Annotated in this window: 19 protein-coding genes; 10 read left to right on the top strand and 9 right to left on the bottom strand. The window is 65.1% G+C overall.

The genetic code is table 11. The features are described from left to right. Positions 1-190: 190 nt before the first annotated feature. Positions 191-2,026, top strand: a complete 1,836-nt coding sequence (locus tag ACOJSI_RS14800; RefSeq protein WP_420139061.1) for a phospholipase D-like domain-containing protein — start codon at positions 191-193, stop codon at positions 2,024-2,026. A 17-nt stretch (positions 2,027-2,043) separates the two neighbouring features. Here ACOJSI_RS14800 and ACOJSI_RS14805 read toward each other — a convergent pair whose 3' ends face one another. After that, on the bottom strand, positions 2,044-3,174 hold the full coding sequence (locus ACOJSI_RS14805) for an FAD-dependent monooxygenase (protein ID WP_420139062.1): 1,131 nt from the start codon (positions 3,172-3,174) through the stop codon (positions 2,044-2,046). Between the two features lie 103 nt (positions 3,175-3,277). On the opposite strand from ACOJSI_RS14805, the gene ACOJSI_RS14810 reads away from it, so the two are divergent. From ACOJSI_RS14810 to ACOJSI_RS14835, 6 genes are all read left to right on the top strand, one after another. Continuing rightward, complete coding sequence (locus ACOJSI_RS14810) at positions 3,278-3,919, top strand: TetR/AcrR family transcriptional regulator (protein ID WP_420139063.1); 642 nt, start codon at positions 3,278-3,280, stop codon at positions 3,917-3,919. An 81-nt stretch (positions 3,920-4,000) separates the two neighbouring features. Beyond that, positions 4,001-4,153, top strand: a complete 153-nt coding sequence (locus ACOJSI_RS14815; protein ID WP_420139064.1) for a hypothetical protein — start codon at positions 4,001-4,003, stop codon at positions 4,151-4,153. Positions 4,154-4,433: 280 nt separating this feature from the next. Beyond that, positions 4,434-4,847 carry a DUF2231 domain-containing protein gene (locus tag ACOJSI_RS14820; RefSeq protein ID WP_420139065.1) on the top strand — a complete coding sequence of 138 codons (414 nt, stop codon included), beginning with the start codon at positions 4,434-4,436 and terminating at the stop codon, positions 4,845-4,847. Further along, complete coding sequence (locus ACOJSI_RS14825; protein WP_420139066.1) at positions 4,844-6,184, top strand: PQQ-dependent sugar dehydrogenase; 1,341 nt, start codon at positions 4,844-4,846, stop codon at positions 6,182-6,184. The genes ACOJSI_RS14820 and ACOJSI_RS14825 overlap by 4 nt, the downstream gene beginning before the upstream one ends. Positions 6,185-6,249: 65 nt before the next feature. Continuing rightward, positions 6,250-7,125, top strand: coding sequence for a hypothetical protein (locus tag ACOJSI_RS14830; protein ID WP_420139067.1), 876 nt, complete (start codon positions 6,250-6,252; stop codon positions 7,123-7,125). Between the two features lie 70 nt (positions 7,126-7,195). Next, positions 7,196-8,020, top strand: a complete 825-nt coding sequence (locus ACOJSI_RS14835; protein WP_420139068.1) for a DUF2711 family protein — start codon at positions 7,196-7,198, stop codon at positions 8,018-8,020. A gap of 233 nt (positions 8,021-8,253) precedes the next feature. Here the strand turns inward: ACOJSI_RS14835 and ACOJSI_RS14840 are convergent, their stop codons facing one another. The 7 genes from ACOJSI_RS14840 to ACOJSI_RS14870 form a co-directional block, all read right to left on the bottom strand. Continuing rightward, positions 8,254-8,571 carry a hypothetical protein gene (locus ACOJSI_RS14840; protein ID WP_420139069.1) on the bottom strand — a complete coding sequence of 106 codons (318 nt, stop codon included), beginning with the start codon at positions 8,569-8,571 and terminating at the stop codon, positions 8,254-8,256. A gap of 23 nt (positions 8,572-8,594) precedes the next feature. Then, positions 8,595-8,789: a hypothetical protein gene (locus ACOJSI_RS14845; RefSeq protein WP_420139070.1), complete on the bottom strand. Its 195-nt coding sequence runs from the start codon at positions 8,787-8,789 to the stop codon at positions 8,595-8,597. A gap of 304 nt (positions 8,790-9,093) precedes the next feature. Further along, positions 9,094-9,819 (bottom strand): putative DNA-binding domain-containing protein, encoded by a 726-nt coding sequence (locus ACOJSI_RS14850; protein WP_420139071.1) that lies wholly within the window; start codon positions 9,817-9,819, stop codon positions 9,094-9,096. After that, the gene (locus tag ACOJSI_RS14855) at positions 9,816-10,646 is read right to left on the bottom strand and encodes a DUF692 domain-containing protein (protein ID WP_420139072.1); all 831 of its coding nucleotides are present in this window, start codon (positions 10,644-10,646) and stop codon (positions 9,816-9,818) included. Before ACOJSI_RS14855 ends, ACOJSI_RS14850 begins: the two co-directional genes overlap by 4 nt. A 65-nt stretch (positions 10,647-10,711) precedes the next feature. Further along, positions 10,712-10,978 carry a hypothetical protein gene (locus ACOJSI_RS14860; protein WP_420139073.1) on the bottom strand — a complete coding sequence of 89 codons (267 nt, stop codon included), beginning with the start codon at positions 10,976-10,978 and terminating at the stop codon, positions 10,712-10,714. A 72-nt stretch (positions 10,979-11,050) separates the two neighbouring features. After that, complete coding sequence (locus ACOJSI_RS14865) at positions 11,051-11,692, bottom strand: DUF1109 domain-containing protein (protein ID WP_420139074.1); 642 nt, start codon at positions 11,690-11,692, stop codon at positions 11,051-11,053. Next, complete coding sequence (locus ACOJSI_RS14870; RefSeq protein ID WP_420139075.1) at positions 11,692-12,228, bottom strand: sigma-70 family RNA polymerase sigma factor; 537 nt, start codon at positions 12,226-12,228, stop codon at positions 11,692-11,694. The genes ACOJSI_RS14865 and ACOJSI_RS14870 overlap by 1 nt, the downstream gene beginning before the upstream one ends. A gap of 200 nt (positions 12,229-12,428) precedes the next feature. Here ACOJSI_RS14870 and ACOJSI_RS14875 point away from each other — a divergent pair, with 200 nt between their 5' ends. After that, positions 12,429-12,695 carry a DUF2282 domain-containing protein gene (locus tag ACOJSI_RS14875; protein ID WP_420139076.1) on the top strand — a complete coding sequence of 89 codons (267 nt, stop codon included), beginning with the start codon at positions 12,429-12,431 and terminating at the stop codon, positions 12,693-12,695. Between the two features lie 59 nt (positions 12,696-12,754). After that, positions 12,755-13,213, top strand: a complete 459-nt coding sequence (locus ACOJSI_RS14880) for a DoxX family protein (RefSeq protein ID WP_420139077.1) — start codon at positions 12,755-12,757, stop codon at positions 13,211-13,213. Between the two features lie 32 nt (positions 13,214-13,245). On the opposite strand, the gene ACOJSI_RS14885 is transcribed toward ACOJSI_RS14880, so the two are convergent. Next, positions 13,246-14,343, bottom strand: coding sequence for an alpha/beta fold hydrolase (locus tag ACOJSI_RS14885; protein WP_420139078.1), 1,098 nt, complete (start codon positions 14,341-14,343; stop codon positions 13,246-13,248). Positions 14,344-14,537: 194 nt separating this feature from the next. On the opposite strand from ACOJSI_RS14885, the gene ACOJSI_RS14890 reads away from it, so the two are divergent. Continuing rightward, positions 14,538-15,833 (top strand): glycoside hydrolase family 130 protein, encoded by a 1,296-nt coding sequence (locus tag ACOJSI_RS14890; RefSeq protein ID WP_420139079.1) that lies wholly within the window; start codon positions 14,538-14,540, stop codon positions 15,831-15,833. The last annotated feature ends 337 nt before the right edge of the window (positions 15,834-16,170 follow it).

Consider the following 16,170-nt stretch of genomic DNA (forward strand, 5'->3'; position numbering starts at 1 on the left):
CGCCCGGCGAAAGCCTTCGTCTGCACCGTTGCGCGTTACAGGACGGTGCCGGCGCAGCGTGTTTCGATAACAGATGAAAGCAAGCGGCCCAGGTTCAGCCACGCGCACCGTCATCTCGACGAAGAAATCGGTTGGTAGCAGATTGGGCGATGCGGCGACTCGCTTGGTCGATCGCCGCCACGGGGGCCTTATGCCAAAGGTGCGTGCGTCCAACGGTGCGCTGACGGTCGTCGCCTATCAGGGCGATGCCAAGACGCTGCTCGCATTCGATCTCGCGACAGCGGAGTCCCGGCCAAGACTGGCGGGCTTTACGATCGCGGTCACGCCGCCGGGCAAGCCCGCTTATTATCTGTGGAACCGGCTGCAATTCCGCCGGCCGGCCGATCATGCGCAAGACCCGGACGAGCCCGCCCGATCGACCGTCAACGCGCCCTTGCACAAGTTCCGCTGGGTGCATGTGCCGGGCCTGGAACATCAGGGCCTGCAACCCGCACTGGGCGACTATGTCTATACGGTCACGCCGCGCTATTTCGACGATCGCCAGCATCTGCTGCCGCTGGATCCCGGGCTCTCGGTCGCGCTCACGATCGGCGTCGGGCCGTTCGTGAAGGGCGCGCTCAAGCTCGCCTTCACCCGGGGCTTCACCCAGAGCCAGGCCTTCGTGCAGCAATTCGGCCTCAAGACGAAGTTCAAGCCGTACCGGGCGCCGCTGCAGTTCGATACGTCGGCGATCGCGGGCGCCAATCCGAAAGGCGAAAGCTTCACCTATGCCCAGCACTATGAATGGTCGGGCTTCACCGCGCGCGATCGCCTCTTCGAAATCCTGCACGCCGTGCAGGAGGATGCGACGCTGACGCTCGATCTCTTCGCTTACGATCTGAGTGAACCGGACGTTATCACCGCGCTACTGGATATCGGATCGCGTGCGCGCATCATCCTGGATGACGCGGCACTCCACCATAGCGCCAAGAACCCGCCCGAGGATCAGTTCGCCGCCCTGTTCGGCGCGAAAGCCGGGGCAGACCGGATCATGCGCGGTCATTTCGATCGCTACGCCCATGACAAGGTGATCGTCGTCTACAGGCAGGGCGAACCGGTCACCGCGCTGACGGGATCGACCAACCTGTCCGTCACCGGCCTCTACGTGAATGCCAATCACATTCTGGTCTATGAAGATGCCGGCGTCGCCAAGCTCTACGCCACCCTGTTCCGGACCGTCTGGGATCAGGATGTCGCCGCGAAGCCCTTTCGCACGACCAGCCTCGCGACCCAGGGGCAGGATTTCGGAAGCACGACCGTTCCCACCACCCATATCGCCTTCTCGCCGCACAGCACGGCCGATGCGCGCGCCGGGCTGATGGAGATCGTCGCGCGCGCCGAGGCGGAGGCGAACGAACCCGATCATCTCGGCAGCGTGCTGTTCGCGGTGATGGAATTGCAGGGCGCGGCCGACAATCCGGTCTACACCGCCTTAAGCGCGCTCCACCGTGATGAGAGCCTCTTCAGCTACGGCATTTCCGATAATCCGGCCGGCATCGCCCTCTATCCGGTCGGCAAGGCGAGCGGCGTCCTCGTCACCGGCAAACCGCAGAAGACGCGCCTGCCGCCGCCCTTCAACCAGGTGCCGAACATCAGCCTGGGCCATCAGGTGCACCACAAATTCGTCGTGTGCGGCTTTAACGGCGCCGACCCCACTGTCTATTGCGGCTCCTCCAATCTCGCGCTGCTGGGCGAGCAGCAGAATGGCGACAATCTCCTCACCATCCGCGACGCGGATGTCGCCGCCTGCTTCGCGATCGAGGCGCTGGCCTTGGTCGACCATTTCAACTTTCTGGACAGCGTCGCCACCGAAGCAGCGAAACAGACCGGCGAACCCAAGGCCGCCCTGTTGGCCGCGCCGGCACCGGACAAGGCGGCCGCCGCGGTCGAGGCGGGCTGGTTCCTCGGCACCACCGACGCCTGGTCCGCCAAATATTTCGAACCGGACGATCTACACAGTCGCGATCGACAGCTCTTCGTCCGCTAGCAGACGCGGATGGCCGATTAAAAGTCGATCGCGCCGGCGCGAATCTTGCGGTCCCTTGCCTCCAGCTCCGCCTCGTCAGCTGGAAACAGCATCGCCATGCCGGTCGTGGCGGCCCGTTCCTGCACCGCCTCCACGAACGGGCGGAGCCCGGCTTCATAGGCCCCAAAGGCTGCTTCATGGTCGTCCGGATGGTGCCGCAGCGCCTTGGCCAGGCGCGATGCCCCGATCAACGCCATTGACCCGCCGAAGCCCGCCACGGGGGAAACGCAATAGCCCGCATCGCCCACCAGCGCGATCCGGCCGGTCGACCATTTCGCCATGCGGATCTGGCTCGCCTGGTCGAAATAGAAGTCGCCCTCCGCATCGACATGCGCCAGCATCTCCGGCACCTTCCAGCCCATCCCGTCGAAATGGTCGTGGACGATGCGGCGCTGCTGCGCCTTGTCGCGGAAATCATAGTCGATCGGCGTCGCCGACCGGAAGGCGAGCGCGATGTCGGTCCGGTCCTCATAGCCGTTCAGCATCGCGGTTCGCCCGGGAACGCTGAAGACCTGCGTTCGGTCTGCCGGAAGCAGGCCGGTTTCCATCACCACCCGCAGATAGAAATAGCCGCCCATATAATAAGATGCGGCGCCCGCATCGGCGAACGCCAGCGCCCGCGTGTTGGATCGGTTGCCGTCGCAGCCGAACAGCAGCGCATAGTCGCCCTGGCTGCCGTCGGTGAAGGTCACGGACACGCAATTCGGTCCGTTCTCCAGTGCTGCGATCGCGCATCCGAAGCGCCATTCGACCGCGCCCTCCACCGCAGCAAACAGGATATCCAGCAGATCGTCGCGGTGGATTTCATAACGGGCAGAAGCCGCATCCTCCGGCCGGGATGCCGTCAAGCCGCCAAGGGTCCGGTCCGCCGCGTCCTTGAACACGAACTCGCGTGGCGGCAGTGCTTTCGCCCGCACCGCATCGATCATCCCCATTTCCGAAAGGACCTCGATCGTTTCCCCCTCGATATCGACCGGCGTGCCGCCTCGGCGTAGCCCGTTCGCCGCCTCGACGATCGTCACGCGATAGCCCAGCCGCGTCAGCCAGAAGGCAGTCGCCAAGCCGGCGAAACTCGCGCCGCTCACCAGGACGGCGGGAGGGTCTGCCACCGGGATTGCGGACACGGAGGTTGACGGCAGGACCATAGAGACCTCAACTTCAGGGAATTATCTATAGACTCGATCTATAAATATACCGAGTATAGAAAACAAGGTGGACGAAGCGATGCATGAGCGGCGGACCCGCAAGCGGCTGCAGACCCGCCAGACCATTTCGGACGTGGCGACGCGCCTGTTCTTCGAACGCGGCTTCGATCGGGTCACAATCGATGAGATCGCGACCGCGGCCGATGTCGGACGGATGACCGTGTTCAACCATTTCCCGCGCAAGGAAGACATGTTCTTCGATCGGGAAGGGGAGATCCGCGACACGGCCTTTGCCGCCATCCGCGAGCGCGATGCCGGAACCTCGCCCGTCCAGGCGCTGCGCATTTTGGCCTATCGGTTGATCGAGGCGCCGGACCCGCCTTTTCCCCTCTTCTGCGGCACCGATCAGTTCGTGGAAACGGCGCTCGCCAGCGAGAGTCTGAAGGCGCGCGCACGCCAGATGCGCGACGATTTCGTCCGCGCTCTGGCCACCACTCTCGCCGACAGCGTCGGCTGCGCCCACGACGATGCCAACGCCCATCTCGCCGCCGGCTTGATCGCCGCGGCCTGGACTGTGGCCTTCCTGCAGGCGCACCAGACCGTGCTCCGCACGCAGGATGCCGCCGCGGCGAACCGCACCTTCCTCACCCTGATCGATCGCGGCACCGCCGGGGTCGAGGCCGCGCTGGCTGACACGGCCTACGTCTGACCCGCCGCCCCGCGCGGCGATGCGCGTCCCCGCGGGGGGGGGGCGGTTTGCAGCCAATCCCGTATGTGGCAGGCGGGCAGGATGGCGTGGCTGGTCGAGATCATCGTTGAGGGGTTTTGGGACGGCGCGGTGCATGCCGCCCATCGCAAATGGGGCCTGCTCGGCGGCGCGCTTGCGCTCCTGTCGCCCTTCCTCTTCTTCGGCCTGCTGATCTGGTGCGCCGTCCACCGATGACCGCATCGATGCGTCCACGCCGTGACGCTTCGTACCTCCCGCACTCCGTCGTGCCGGTCTGGGCGCGCTTGCTTGTGGCACGCCGCGAACGGTCTCTCTTGCGAGAAGTAAAGCCCCAGTCAGCGTGTTCGCGCGTGCTAAACTATAATCGGCATAATATATGTTAGAATAAGTAAAGACAGATGCGAAAGCTGGAACAATAAAGCGCCCAGTTAGTCTTTTCGCCATGCCGCAAGCGCCCAATACAGAGACCAGCCGCCCACGATCGACCGCGTCGATTTTGGGTCGTCCGCTGCATGCGATGCTGGTGCCTTTCCCCATCACCTGCTTCGTGGGTGCGCTGCTCACGGATATAACCTATGTCATGTCCGCGAACATTCAGTGGGCCAACTTCTCGGTCTGGCTGATTACCGCGGGGCTGGTGATGGGCGGTCTGGCGGCGCTCACGGGCATCATCGATTATAGTGGCGATCGGCAGGTCCGCGCCCAGCGCTCGGCGACGCCGCACATGCTGCTCAACCTGGCCGCCTGGGTGCTCGAACTGTTCAACGCCTTCGTCCACAGCCGCGATGGCTGGACGTCGGTGGTGCCGGCCGGCATCACCCTCTCTGCCATCAGTGTCGTCTTGCTCGCCGTCAGCGCGTGGCTGGGCCACACGCTCGTCTACCGCAACGGCGTGGGGGTGGCGAAGTGAAGGCGCGGTATTTGCGCACGCTGGGCGCGCTCACCTTTACGGCCATCGCGCTGGCGGCGTGCGGTGACGGCAGCAACGATTTCGACCCGCGGACGCAGATCGGGCCGCATCCCAACTTGCCCGCGCCCAAGCAATATCTTGTGCCGCCCATCCGCGTGGCGCAGGTGATCGGCTGGAAGCAGAATGAAACGCCAACCGCGCCCGCCGGCATGCGCGTTCAGGCGCTGGCGCGCGGGCTCAGCCATCCGCGCAATGTGGTGGCGCTCCCCAATGGCGATATCCTGGTCGTGGAATCGGAAGGCCCGAACCTCGATCCGGTGACGCGCCCGAAAAGCCCAATCATCCAGTGGATGGAGAAGCGCGCCACCTCCCAGGGCGGCGGCGATCAGAAGACCGGGCCCAGCAACCGCATCACCCTTTTGCGCGACGCAAATGGCGACGGTGTGCCGGAGGCGCGGACCGTCCTCATCGATCATCTCTTCTCGCCCTTCGGCGTCGTGTTCGTTGACAACATGCTCTACGTCGCGGCGACGGATGGCATCCTGCGCTATCCGTTCACGCCGGGGCAGACGCGCATCACTGCCCAGCCGACGATGCTGACGCCGCTGCCGGGCGGCCCGATCGATCACCATTGGACCAAGAGCCTCACGCTCAGCCCCGACGGAAAGCTGCTGTACGTCACCGTCGGATCGAACAGCAATATTGTCGAAAATGGCTTCGAAGCCGAAAAAGGCCGCGCCGCCGTCTGGGAAGTGGATCGCGCCTCCGGCCGGTCGCGCATCTTCGCTACCGGCCTGCGCAACCCGAACAGCCCCAATTTCTATCCCGGCACCAACACCTTGTGGGTGGTGGTGAATGAGCGTGACGAGCTCGGGCCCAATCTGGTGCCCGATTATATGACGTCGGTGCGCGATGGCGGCTTCTATGGCTGGCCCTACAGCTATTATGGCCAGCATATCGATCCGCGCGTGCGCCCGCAGCGGCCGGATCTGGTCGCGAAGGCGATCCCGCCCGATTATGCCCTGAGCAGCCACGTCGCCGCGCTCGGCCTCACCTTCTACACCGGCACCAACCTTCCGCCCGCCTATCGCGGCGGCGCCTTCATCGGCGAACATGGCAGCTGGGATCGCAAGGAATATAACGGCTACAAGGTCGTGTTCGTGCCCTTCGCCGATGCCCGCCCCAACGGCATGGCGCAGGATTTCCTCACCGGCTTCCTGACGCCCGACGGCAAGGCGCACGGCCGCCCCGTCGGCGTGACCAGCGACCGTACCGGCGCGCTCCTGGTCGCGGACGATGTCGGCAACGTCGTCTGGCGCGTCTCGCGCCGCCCCTGACCGCATCGGCCGGCCGGATCGCGCCAGTGCCGGAATCCGCCAGCACGTAAGGAGGGAGGGGAAGGATGAAGCAATCTTTCCCCCTGCCGCTGCTGCTGCTGCTGTCATCGCCCGCTTTGGCGCAGGAACAGCGTCAGGCGCCGATCTCCGATACGGAGGATGCCGGGCTGAACCTGGTCGATGTTGGCCCCGGCCGGCTGCACCCGCTGGTCGGCCTCGATCTGCGCAACGGGGATTTCGTCCGCGGCAGCTATGATGATGACGCCGCGAGCCTCGCCCGCGCGCCCGTGCACGTACAAATCGGCCTGGTCTATGAACTGGCCCGCAAGGCCGATGGCGACGCCACCACGTGGCTGATGCTGCGCAGCTCCAACGGCCTCCACGCGCCCTCCGCCGACGAACGCGCCAGCCCCCGCGCCTGGTATGAGAGCAACACTCTGGTCGGCCTCGCCTCCCGCCTGGCCCCCGGTATGACCGGCGCGCTCACCTACACCGTCAAGGCCAGCCCGAACGGCATATCCGCCACCACGCACGAGATCAGCGGATCGCTGGCGCTCAGCCGAGACCATGGCCTGGGCGCGCTCAAACCCGGCCTGGTCATCAGCTGGCGACCCAAGGGGGCAGGCGGCCTCTATACGCAGGCAACGATCGAGCCGGGCTGGTCCCTGGGCCAGGCCGATACCGCACCCACATTGTCCCTCCCGCTCGCGCTCGGCGCCGGCTGGAGAGGCTTTTACGAGCCCGGCAGCGGCGACCGCGTCTACGCCAGCGGCGGTATCGCCCTGCAAACGCCGCTGCCGATCGGCGGCGGCCATTGGTCCGCCCGGATGGAGGCGCTGGCGGTCGTCCGCGACAATCGCCTGCGCGCCTTGGGCGGTCCCCGCGCAGAACACGGTACCTTCCAACCCTACGTCACGCTCGCCTTGTCCTACGGGCTGTAGTCACCCGTCTTCAGCCACGCGGGCGAGATCGGACGCTGACTTTTGCTCGATCCGCCGCCTAGAAAAGGCCATGCAGGACACAGATCGATCCAGCCTGGGGCCACCCGATGACACCCCGATCCTGCCTTGGTTCGACGGCATCTATGCGCGGGCCTTCGTCGCCTTGCACCCCTTCTTCACGATCGAGGGGGTGGATCCCGCTGCCTGCGAATATGGCAGCGTCATCCTCTCGCGTTCCGCGGCGCCATCCGATGTCGACTTGATCGAATGGATGGACGACGAAACGCGCAAGCGACAAATTGGCAAAGAGCTTGCGGCAGATGCGGTGGATGGTCTGGCGAAGCGCCTCGCCCAACCGATCGGGTGGCGAGCCGTCGCGCGGCACATCGATCTGGCGGACCATTGCGCGCTGGATCGCGCGCTTCGAACGAGCATCGACGGCCTTAAAGATCATCTGGCCGATCGCGCGGCCGCGGATCGGCTCGCGGCCCATTGTCGCAAGAACAGGATATTCCTGCCGACCGAGGGAAGCTTTCAGCCCGTGATGCAGCCAAGCCTGGTCCGCATTTTCCGGCAGGCGGGCTTCCAGAGTGTCATCATGGGCGACGAATTCGGTGATGACGATCGCTTGGTCGACATCGGCACGCTGGAGACAGACGAGCCCTGGGACGGCATGCCGGACCTTCCCCGCCATGGTGTCCGCCGCATGCTCGCGCCCGATCATTCCCTGTTCGCCTGGGTCCACTGGGATAGTTTCTACACGCTCATCCTGGGGACGGCCGACGCGCTCCGCGATCTGAATGTCGGCCAGCAATTTGAAGGCTTTTGGTGCGCGAAGGAGACGACGACCTATTGGCTATCGCAAGCCTGTCTGCCGCTGGAGCAGGCAAGATGATTATAGGGTGGCCGCGCAACGCCGTGTCCGATTGCGGTGGCGCATCCTATCCTTCTAGGCGAGGCAACGGGTGCGATAGCCATGCAGTCTTATCTGTCGCAGCGTCAGGCCCGCGTGGCGGCCATTCTCGAATACCGTCTTCTGCGCCGTCTGGCTGATCCGCCGTGGGATCCGTCTGGGAGGTGTGCGGGTCGAAGCGGCCCGCCTTGCGGCTGCGCCCACCCGCATCCCGCTCACGCTTCAGGGCGGCTGATATCGGCCGACCGGTCGCTGTCGCGTCCGGCCTCAGCCGCTTCCTGCTTGTCGTAGCGCGCTCGGTTGATGCGCGCGTTCAGCGCCCATGCCAGACAGAATGCGCCCGCAATGATCCCCAGCCAGATCAAGCCGTAAGGGGCCGCGTCAGACCGACAGTCGGGACCTGCGCCCTCGCAGCGCCCGCTATCCAGCACAGCGAGCAGAACGGCCAGCAGCAGCAGCGGCAAGCCCGCCGCAAAGGCGATCCCGCAGCCCCAGTTGCTGGGCGATCGGTATCCGCCGTCCACCCGATCCATGCCGCGTCCTCTCGCGTTGTCCTTTATCGGCGCCGCAGCGCCAGCCAAGTGGTTGGAATGGTCACGAGTAGCATGATCTGTGTGATGAGAATGAACCCCGCCATGCCCATCGCCGGCCAGTCGGATCCAGGATGTTGCGCATTCTCGATCCGGAACCGCACGATACCGAAGCCAAGCGTAAGCGCCGGTACGAGGGTCGCGGTGACAATCCGCGCCAATATCGGGTTACGCCGCGCGATCCGCACCCCCCAGCACGCGCGCCGCAATCCAGGTCACCAGCGCCGTTGCCATCAGCGCGCCGACCACAAAGGCTAAGGCTTCCGGATCACTGAACATTGCGTATATCGATCCCCCTATCGAATGCTACGCTCTAGGCGATGTTCAAGCAGACCAGAAACAAAATGGGGCGAAGCGCCTGATCGCGCTGCTGTTGTTGTTACCGACCGACGCCCCCGTCGGCGCGACGACATGGCACAAGGTCGCAATCGCGATTGCCACGATGGAGAGCGGCTCCGGCGACGCCTAATCGGCCGCGATAAGCAATCCATCCCTCAGCCACTGCCCCAGATAGGTGCCGGCCATCGCAACGCCCTCGCGCGCGCCATGAGCTGCAACCAGCGCATCGCATAGGGCCGCGAACGTCATTCCGGATCGCGCGAGCAGCAACGCATGATGCTCGCGCTCCTCCAGCGGCCGAAACCGCGCGACATAGTCTTGCCGCCACACCAGCACGGCGGCCACGCCGTCGCATGCTCCAGCGGCCGGCGGCGTCGCGCCTGTGGCCAATGCCGACCAGATGGCATGCGCATTGGTCGTCGCTATGCGCAGATCGATTGTCGGGATGAACTGCAGCCGGGCCGTCTCCCAGTCGATCGTGGCGGCGTCGCCGGTCTGGATCGGATCGGCATCGGGCCCGACAAAGGCCTCCGCCAACGCCCATTCCAGCCCGGCCAGCTCCGCGATGTCCGGATCGTGCGGATACAGCGCCGTCAGCGTAGCGGGGAAGTCGCGCCCATAGACGTCCAGCGTCCAGCTGTTCGGCGGCACGCGGTGGATATGGCGGATCATCGCCGTCTCGAACGCCTCCCCGCCGATCCATTCGCGGGTGCGCGGGAAGCTGTCCGCCAGGCAGGCGCTCAGCGAGGCACGGTAATTATTCTGATGGATGCGCAGGCCGTCTGCTGCCCCGGCGGCATCGCCCTCGCGCAGCCACGCGCCGAAGTCGCGTTGCAACGTCAGCAGGCTCATGCCGACAGCCGTTCGGCGTCGCGTGCGATCCGGCGCGCGATAGCGAGCTCGGCCAGCAGCGCATACAAGGGGGGAATGGCATCGTCCCGTTCGATCATGGTGGCGACCGGTCCCAAGCGCGGCAGGACATAAGCGTACAGATCCCACACCGCCGGCGGCACCGTCTGATCATGCGTGTCGATCAGCATCGTCTCTCCGCGCGAATGGCCGGCCAGGTGGATCTGGCGCACATGCTTGGCGGGAATGCCATCAAGATAGCGCCGCGCGTCGAAGCCATGGTTGGTCGCGCTGACGAACACATTGTTCACATCCAGCAGCAGGCCGCAGCCGGTGCGGGCGCACAGGGCGTCGAGGAACGCCCATTCGGGCATGTCGCCCGGCAAGCTTAGATAGCTCGACGGATTTTCGATCAGCAACGCGCGACCGAGCGCCTCTTGCGCCTGCGCGACGTTGCGGCAAACGATGGTCAGCGCGTCCTCGCTATAAGGCAGCGGCAAAAGATCGTGCGCGCAGAAGCCGCCGGTGCGTGACCAGCTCAGGTGATCGGATACGAAGATCGGATCGATCTCGTCGACCAGCGCGCGTAGGCGGGTAAGGTAAAGCGGATCGAGGCCGTCGGCCGATCCGATCGACATCGATACGCCATGCAGGGCCACGGGATAGCGCGCCCGGATATCCCGCAGGATCTTCCGCGGCTGCCCGCCGTCGACCATGAAATTTTCCGAAATGACCTCGAGGAAGTCGACCGCCACACGGTGTTCCAGAAATTCGGCATAATGGGGCTTGCGCAGGCCTAGGCCGAAACCGGCACGGGCGGGATCGGACATGGCGATGCTCCGACAGACGAAAGGATGGCCCGGTCGCGTCCTGCACGACCGGGCGCGCAAGCTGCTTACTTGGCGGTGAGGCTGCCACCGGCGGCGGTGCACGCCTTGGCCGACATTTCCTTGAAGCCCTGGCCCTTGCATTCATTCTGGCCCTTGCAGTCGCTATGGGCCGTCTTGCAATCCGACGTGCCCTTGCAGCTGTTAACGCCGTAACAATGCACCGCGGCCCCGCCGGCATGCTTGGCAAAGGCGGGCGCGGTCGGCGCGGCGCCGGCGATCGCGATGAGCGCGGCGGACGCGGCGAATGAAATCCCGGTGCGGGTGCTGATCATGAAAGGTCTCCGATGAAGGAATATGCCGGGTTGGCATTGCCCTTACGGTGCGGCCCGGCCGGCGGTTACAGCTCACCAGCGCAGAAAGCGGGGTCCGACAAGCGCACCAAACCCGGTCGCAAGCGCGATCCCCAGACTATACCAGGTCAACACGAACAGCGCCGATGCTTCGGGACAATGGAGGCAATAGATGCTCGCGGCGCAGGCGCCCGCCGCGAGCCCGGCGGTTGCCCCGGCGGCGCGCAGCCGCGTCGGCGCCAATCGCCGGAAGGACCAGAGCAGACCCAGGAAGATCGGCAGGCTCAAACCCAGAACCAGCCATGGGCACACCATCCAGCTCTGGCCGAGCCACAGCGCCATCCAGAGATCGGACGGCGTGGTCGCAAGCTCTCCCACGCCGATTCCAGCAAGCAGCAGCACCGGCACGCATAGCAGCCATAGCCAGGGGAGCGGCAATATTTCGGGCTGCGCCAGCCGCGTCGTGGCAGCGATGGCCAGGATGGTCAGCGAGACCGCATAGGTCCACTTCATCCAGAAGGCGAAACCCTCCATCGCGTCGAAAAGGTCCGGCCGCACCCCCAGGGTGGCGCCAACGACCAGCAGCGAGATAAGCCCGCCGCCGATCATGCCGGCGGCAATGCGGCGACCGAGGGCATAGCGGCGGACCGGCCGCACATCGCTACTGAGCGATCGGATGAGATCTTCTGTATTCATCAATCTCTGCCTCGGATCCGGGCCGCGAGCGCCTTCATGCCGCGATGGACCGAAACCTTTACGTCGGATTGGCCGATTTGCGCGGCCTCGGCCGCCTCTGCAACGCTCAATCCGGTGATATGCATGTCGCGGATGACGCGCGCCTGTTTGGGATGGATGTCCGCCAGCAAGGTCGCGACGTCGATCCGCGCCGAACAGGCGTCCTCAAACCCTTCCGACACCAGGATGTGATCCAGATCCTCCGCCGGCACGGTGATGCGCTGGCGCCGAAAATGATCGATCATGCGATAGCGCGCGATGGCATAGAGCCAGGCCACGAACGGTCGCTCGCGATCATAGCTTGCCCGGCGTGTATGAACGGAGATCAGCGTCTCCTGCACCAGGTCTTCTATGTCATCGGCCGCATTCCCCATGCGGCGGCGATAATAGCTTCGCAGCAGCGGAACGAGCGCGCGCAGCAAAGCGGCATGGGCGGCGCTGTCGCCGTCCAGCCCGCCCGTCATCCACGCCTTCAACTGCTCCTCGCTCTGCCGCATTCACGCTCCTGAGCGGGTCGTACGCGACGACAGCCAGGCTGGTTACACTATCGCAAAAGAAAGTTCCGTCACCTGCGGCTGTAACCGCACCGGTTGCTGCGGCGTACGATCGACGTGATCCGGTCCTGTGCCTCCACCGGTCATGACGCGGCGGTCCCCCTGGAACCCTCCGCGCCGAGGCTCAATCTTCGGAGTCGATCATGATCAGAAGCAACGCAGCGCTTGCTGCAACCGTCGCACTCGCCTTTGCGGCAACCGCGTCCCACGCCCAGGCCAAGCCGGCTATGGAAAAATGCTATGGCGTGTCGCTGGCCGGCAAGAATGATTGCAAGGCAGGGGCGGGCACGACCTGTGCCGGCACCTCCACCACGAATTATCAGGGCAATGCCTGGAAGCTCGTCAAGGCGGGAACCTGCACGTCGATTAAGACGCCGAAGGGCAACGGCTCGCTCGCTCCCAAGGCCTGATCCCCCCTGCTGCGTCCGCCGCATGGCGGACGCAGTGGGCTCATTCCGGAGCATGCATCGTGGCGTCTCTCCTCCATCTTTACCGCCGCGCGGCGGATGCGCTTGCGCGCCTGATCCCGGACGCCGCGCTGTTGCTGCTGGCACGTCTCGGCATCGCCGCCGTCTTCTTCCTGTCCGGGCGCACCAAGGTCGAAGGCGTGCTGACCATCACGGATGCGGCCTATGAGCTGTTTCGCACCGAATATGCGCTGCCGTTGATAAACCCGGTCCTCGCGGCGCATCTGGCGACCTATTCGGAACATCTCTTCCCGATCCTGCTGGTGCTCGGCCTCTTCACCCGCCCGGCCGCCGCCGCGCTGCTGGGGATGACGGCAGTCATCGAGATCTTTGTCTATCCCGATGCATGGCCAACCCACCTGAGCTGGGCGGCCCTGCTGCTCCTCCTGCTTGCACGCGGCGGCGGCCGCTGGTCCCTGGATCACCTCCTCAACCAGGGCGCCACGAGGCGTCCTGCTTGAGCAGCCCGCTCGTGCGTCGTTACGACCCTCAGCTATTCGGTGCGGCGCAACAGGTCGGCAAGATCCTGTTTCCAGAAGCGGGCGGCGGTGTGGGTGCCGTGCCCGCGCGTGTCGGCGCTCTCCGGGATCAGTCGAAAGCGCGCATTCTTCATGCGGGCGACCGCCCGTTGCGGATAATCCAGGTTGCGCGGATTGATGAAATCATCGGCCGAATTGATCCACATGGTGGGCGCGGTGATCGCCTCCAGCCGGGGCCAGGGCGCATATTTGCGCGACGCATCGAGCTGATAGATCAGGTCGTTGGCGTCCGTTCCATCGATCGACGCGGCGACCCGCTCCCGCGCGAAACTTTCCGCCGCGGCGCGTTCGGGATAGTGCGCCTGGAAATACAGCGGCGCCCCGCCCGCGACGAACAGCAGGCTGGCGGCTGTGCGCAGGCCCTGCACCGGCGGCGTCCGATATTCGCCCTTTTCCCAGGCCGGATCGGCCTCGATGCCGTCGATCGCCAATTGGCGCCACATGCGGTTGAGGCCGGCGATCTCGATGGGCTCGCAGGCGAGCGGCATCAGCGCGCGGGCGAAGTCCGGATGGGTTTCGCCCCAGACCAGGCTGTGCATGCAGCCCATCGACGTGCCCATGATCAGCCGCATGCGCTTGATGCCCAGCCCGTCCCGCAGCAGCCGGTACTGCGCCTCGACCATGTCGTCATAATCATAATGTGGGAATTGCATGTGCAGACCGTCGGATGGCTTGGACGATTTGCCGTGGCCGATCCCGTCGGGAAGGATGATCCAGTAGCGCCTGATGTCGAGGGGCTGGCCGGGGCCGTAGAGTTCGTCGGCGAACTGGGGCGCAAGGAACTGCCGGCCGGTGCCGCCTGTGCCGTGCAGCACCATCACCGCATTGTCGATGTCACCCTGCGCATTGCGGTGCGGCTGCCCCAGCATCGTATAGTTGATGCGCAGCTCCGGCAGGGTCTCGCCGGAGCCGAAGCGGAAGCGGGGGATCGTGAACTGCGCATCGCGCGCCGGCCATTTGGACGCGGCCGGAGCCGTCTTGGCCGCAGGCGTGAGTGGCGGGGTCTGGGGAGTTGCGGCCTGGAGGAGCAGGAGCGAAAGCAAGAGCGACATGGGGCATCGTTGCGCCGCCGCGGCGGCCGCGCAAGTGCTATCGAGCGCGCGGGCCTCACGATCCGCGTGGCGGTGTCCCACAGGCAGCGTCCGGATCAATGTCCGCTCCCAGACTTCTCCAGCCCCGAAGGAACTTCACATAAGTTGGTGCTTTCCGGCCTCTACAGGGGCTTCTCGCGCGGGGAATTCCATCTATGGCCGGCACGGATCTGATGACGCATTCGCAGATAATCCTGCGACCGGACCCCTCACGAACGGTGGTGCGTCCGTTCGAGCCTGGGGATCCGGACGGCTTCGCGAACGGCCATAGCCGCGTCAGCCGTATTGCCGATCGGGTGCTGACGCTGGATGAGGCGCATCTGCGCGAAGAGCTCGGCCGCATCACCGATAGTTTCGCCAATCGGGGCATCGACTCCGAACAGGTGCTGCTGCGCCGCTTTGAATCGGTCGACGATCTTGCGATCGATCGCGCCAATATCAGCCACCTGCAGAAGCTCGTGATCGGCGGCTATTTCTGCGAGGAATATTCGTTCGAAGCGGCGGCTTTGTTCAATCCCAGCGTCGTGCTGTCCCATGACCAATCGGGTCTGCCCGACGATACGATCCGCTTCGTCATGTCGCTGCGTGGCATCGGTGAGGGACATGTCTCTTCCGTCACTTTCCGCACCGGTACCTGGACGATCGGCGGCGATGTGACGATCGACGATCCCGGCACCGGCGGCATCGCGCCCCAGGTGGAGCGCACCGAAGGGGAGGGCGAGACCCAGACCGTCTATATGAATTGCGGCGGTACCCGCTCCGTTTCCGAAACCGTGCTCTTCCCGACCACGCCGTCGCAGCGGCAGGGGATTGAGGATCTGCGCCTCGTCTCCTTCCAGGAAGAAGATGGCAGCATCAGCCATCTCGGCACCTACACCGCCTTCAACGGCATGGTCGCGCGCTCGGAGATGCTGCGCGTTGGCCCCGACTTCCACAGTTTTGAGATGCACCCGATGCAAGGCGCGGCGGCCGGCAGCAAGGGCATGGCGCTGTTCCCGCGCAAGATTAACGGCCGCTACGCCATGCTCGGCCGCCAGGATAATGAGAATGTCTGGTATCTCACCTCGGACGATCTGCTGCGGTGGGAGACGGGCGAAAAGATCATCCCGCCGCGTTTCTCCTGGGAATTCGTGCAAATGGGCAATTGCGGCTCGCCGATCGAGATCGACGAGGGCTGGCTGGTCCTCACCCACGGCGTGGGCTCGGTGCGCAATTATTGCATTGGCGCAAGCCTGCTCGACAAGGACGATCCGACCAAGCTGATCAAGCGGATGGAACTGCCGCTGGTCCATCCCAGCCCCAAGGAACGCGACGGCTATGTGCCGAACGTAGTCTATAGCTGCGGCGGCCTTGTTCGGAACCGCACCCTGCTCCTCCCCTATGGCGTCGCCGACAGCTTCACCACCTTCGCCACCGCCTCGATCGACGACATGCTCGACGCCATGGTCTGAGACGCGCTGACGCCGAGCGCTCCTCTATCCCGTCACGCCAGCGCAAGCTGGGGGTCCACGAACCTAGCCGCACTTCCAGGAACCGGCGGCATCGACCGCCCAACCCCTCCGCCACCCCCGGCCTCCTAACTACCGCCCGCGGAAAGGTTCATGGATGCCAGCCTCCGCTGGCATGACGGTGGCTTTGGACCATCCCCGTCACCCCAGCGCAGGCTGGGGTCCACGAACTCCCACACCATGCCCCGCCACCGGGGGCAGGAACCGCCCGACCCCTCCGCCACCCCTTAGCCTCCTAACTATCGCCCGCGGAAAGGTTCATGGATGCCAGCCTCCGCTG

It is taken from the genome of Sphingomonas sp., assembly GCF_048595155.1.
Classification (GTDB): domain Bacteria; phylum Pseudomonadota; class Alphaproteobacteria; order Sphingomonadales; family Sphingomonadaceae; genus Sphingomonas_I.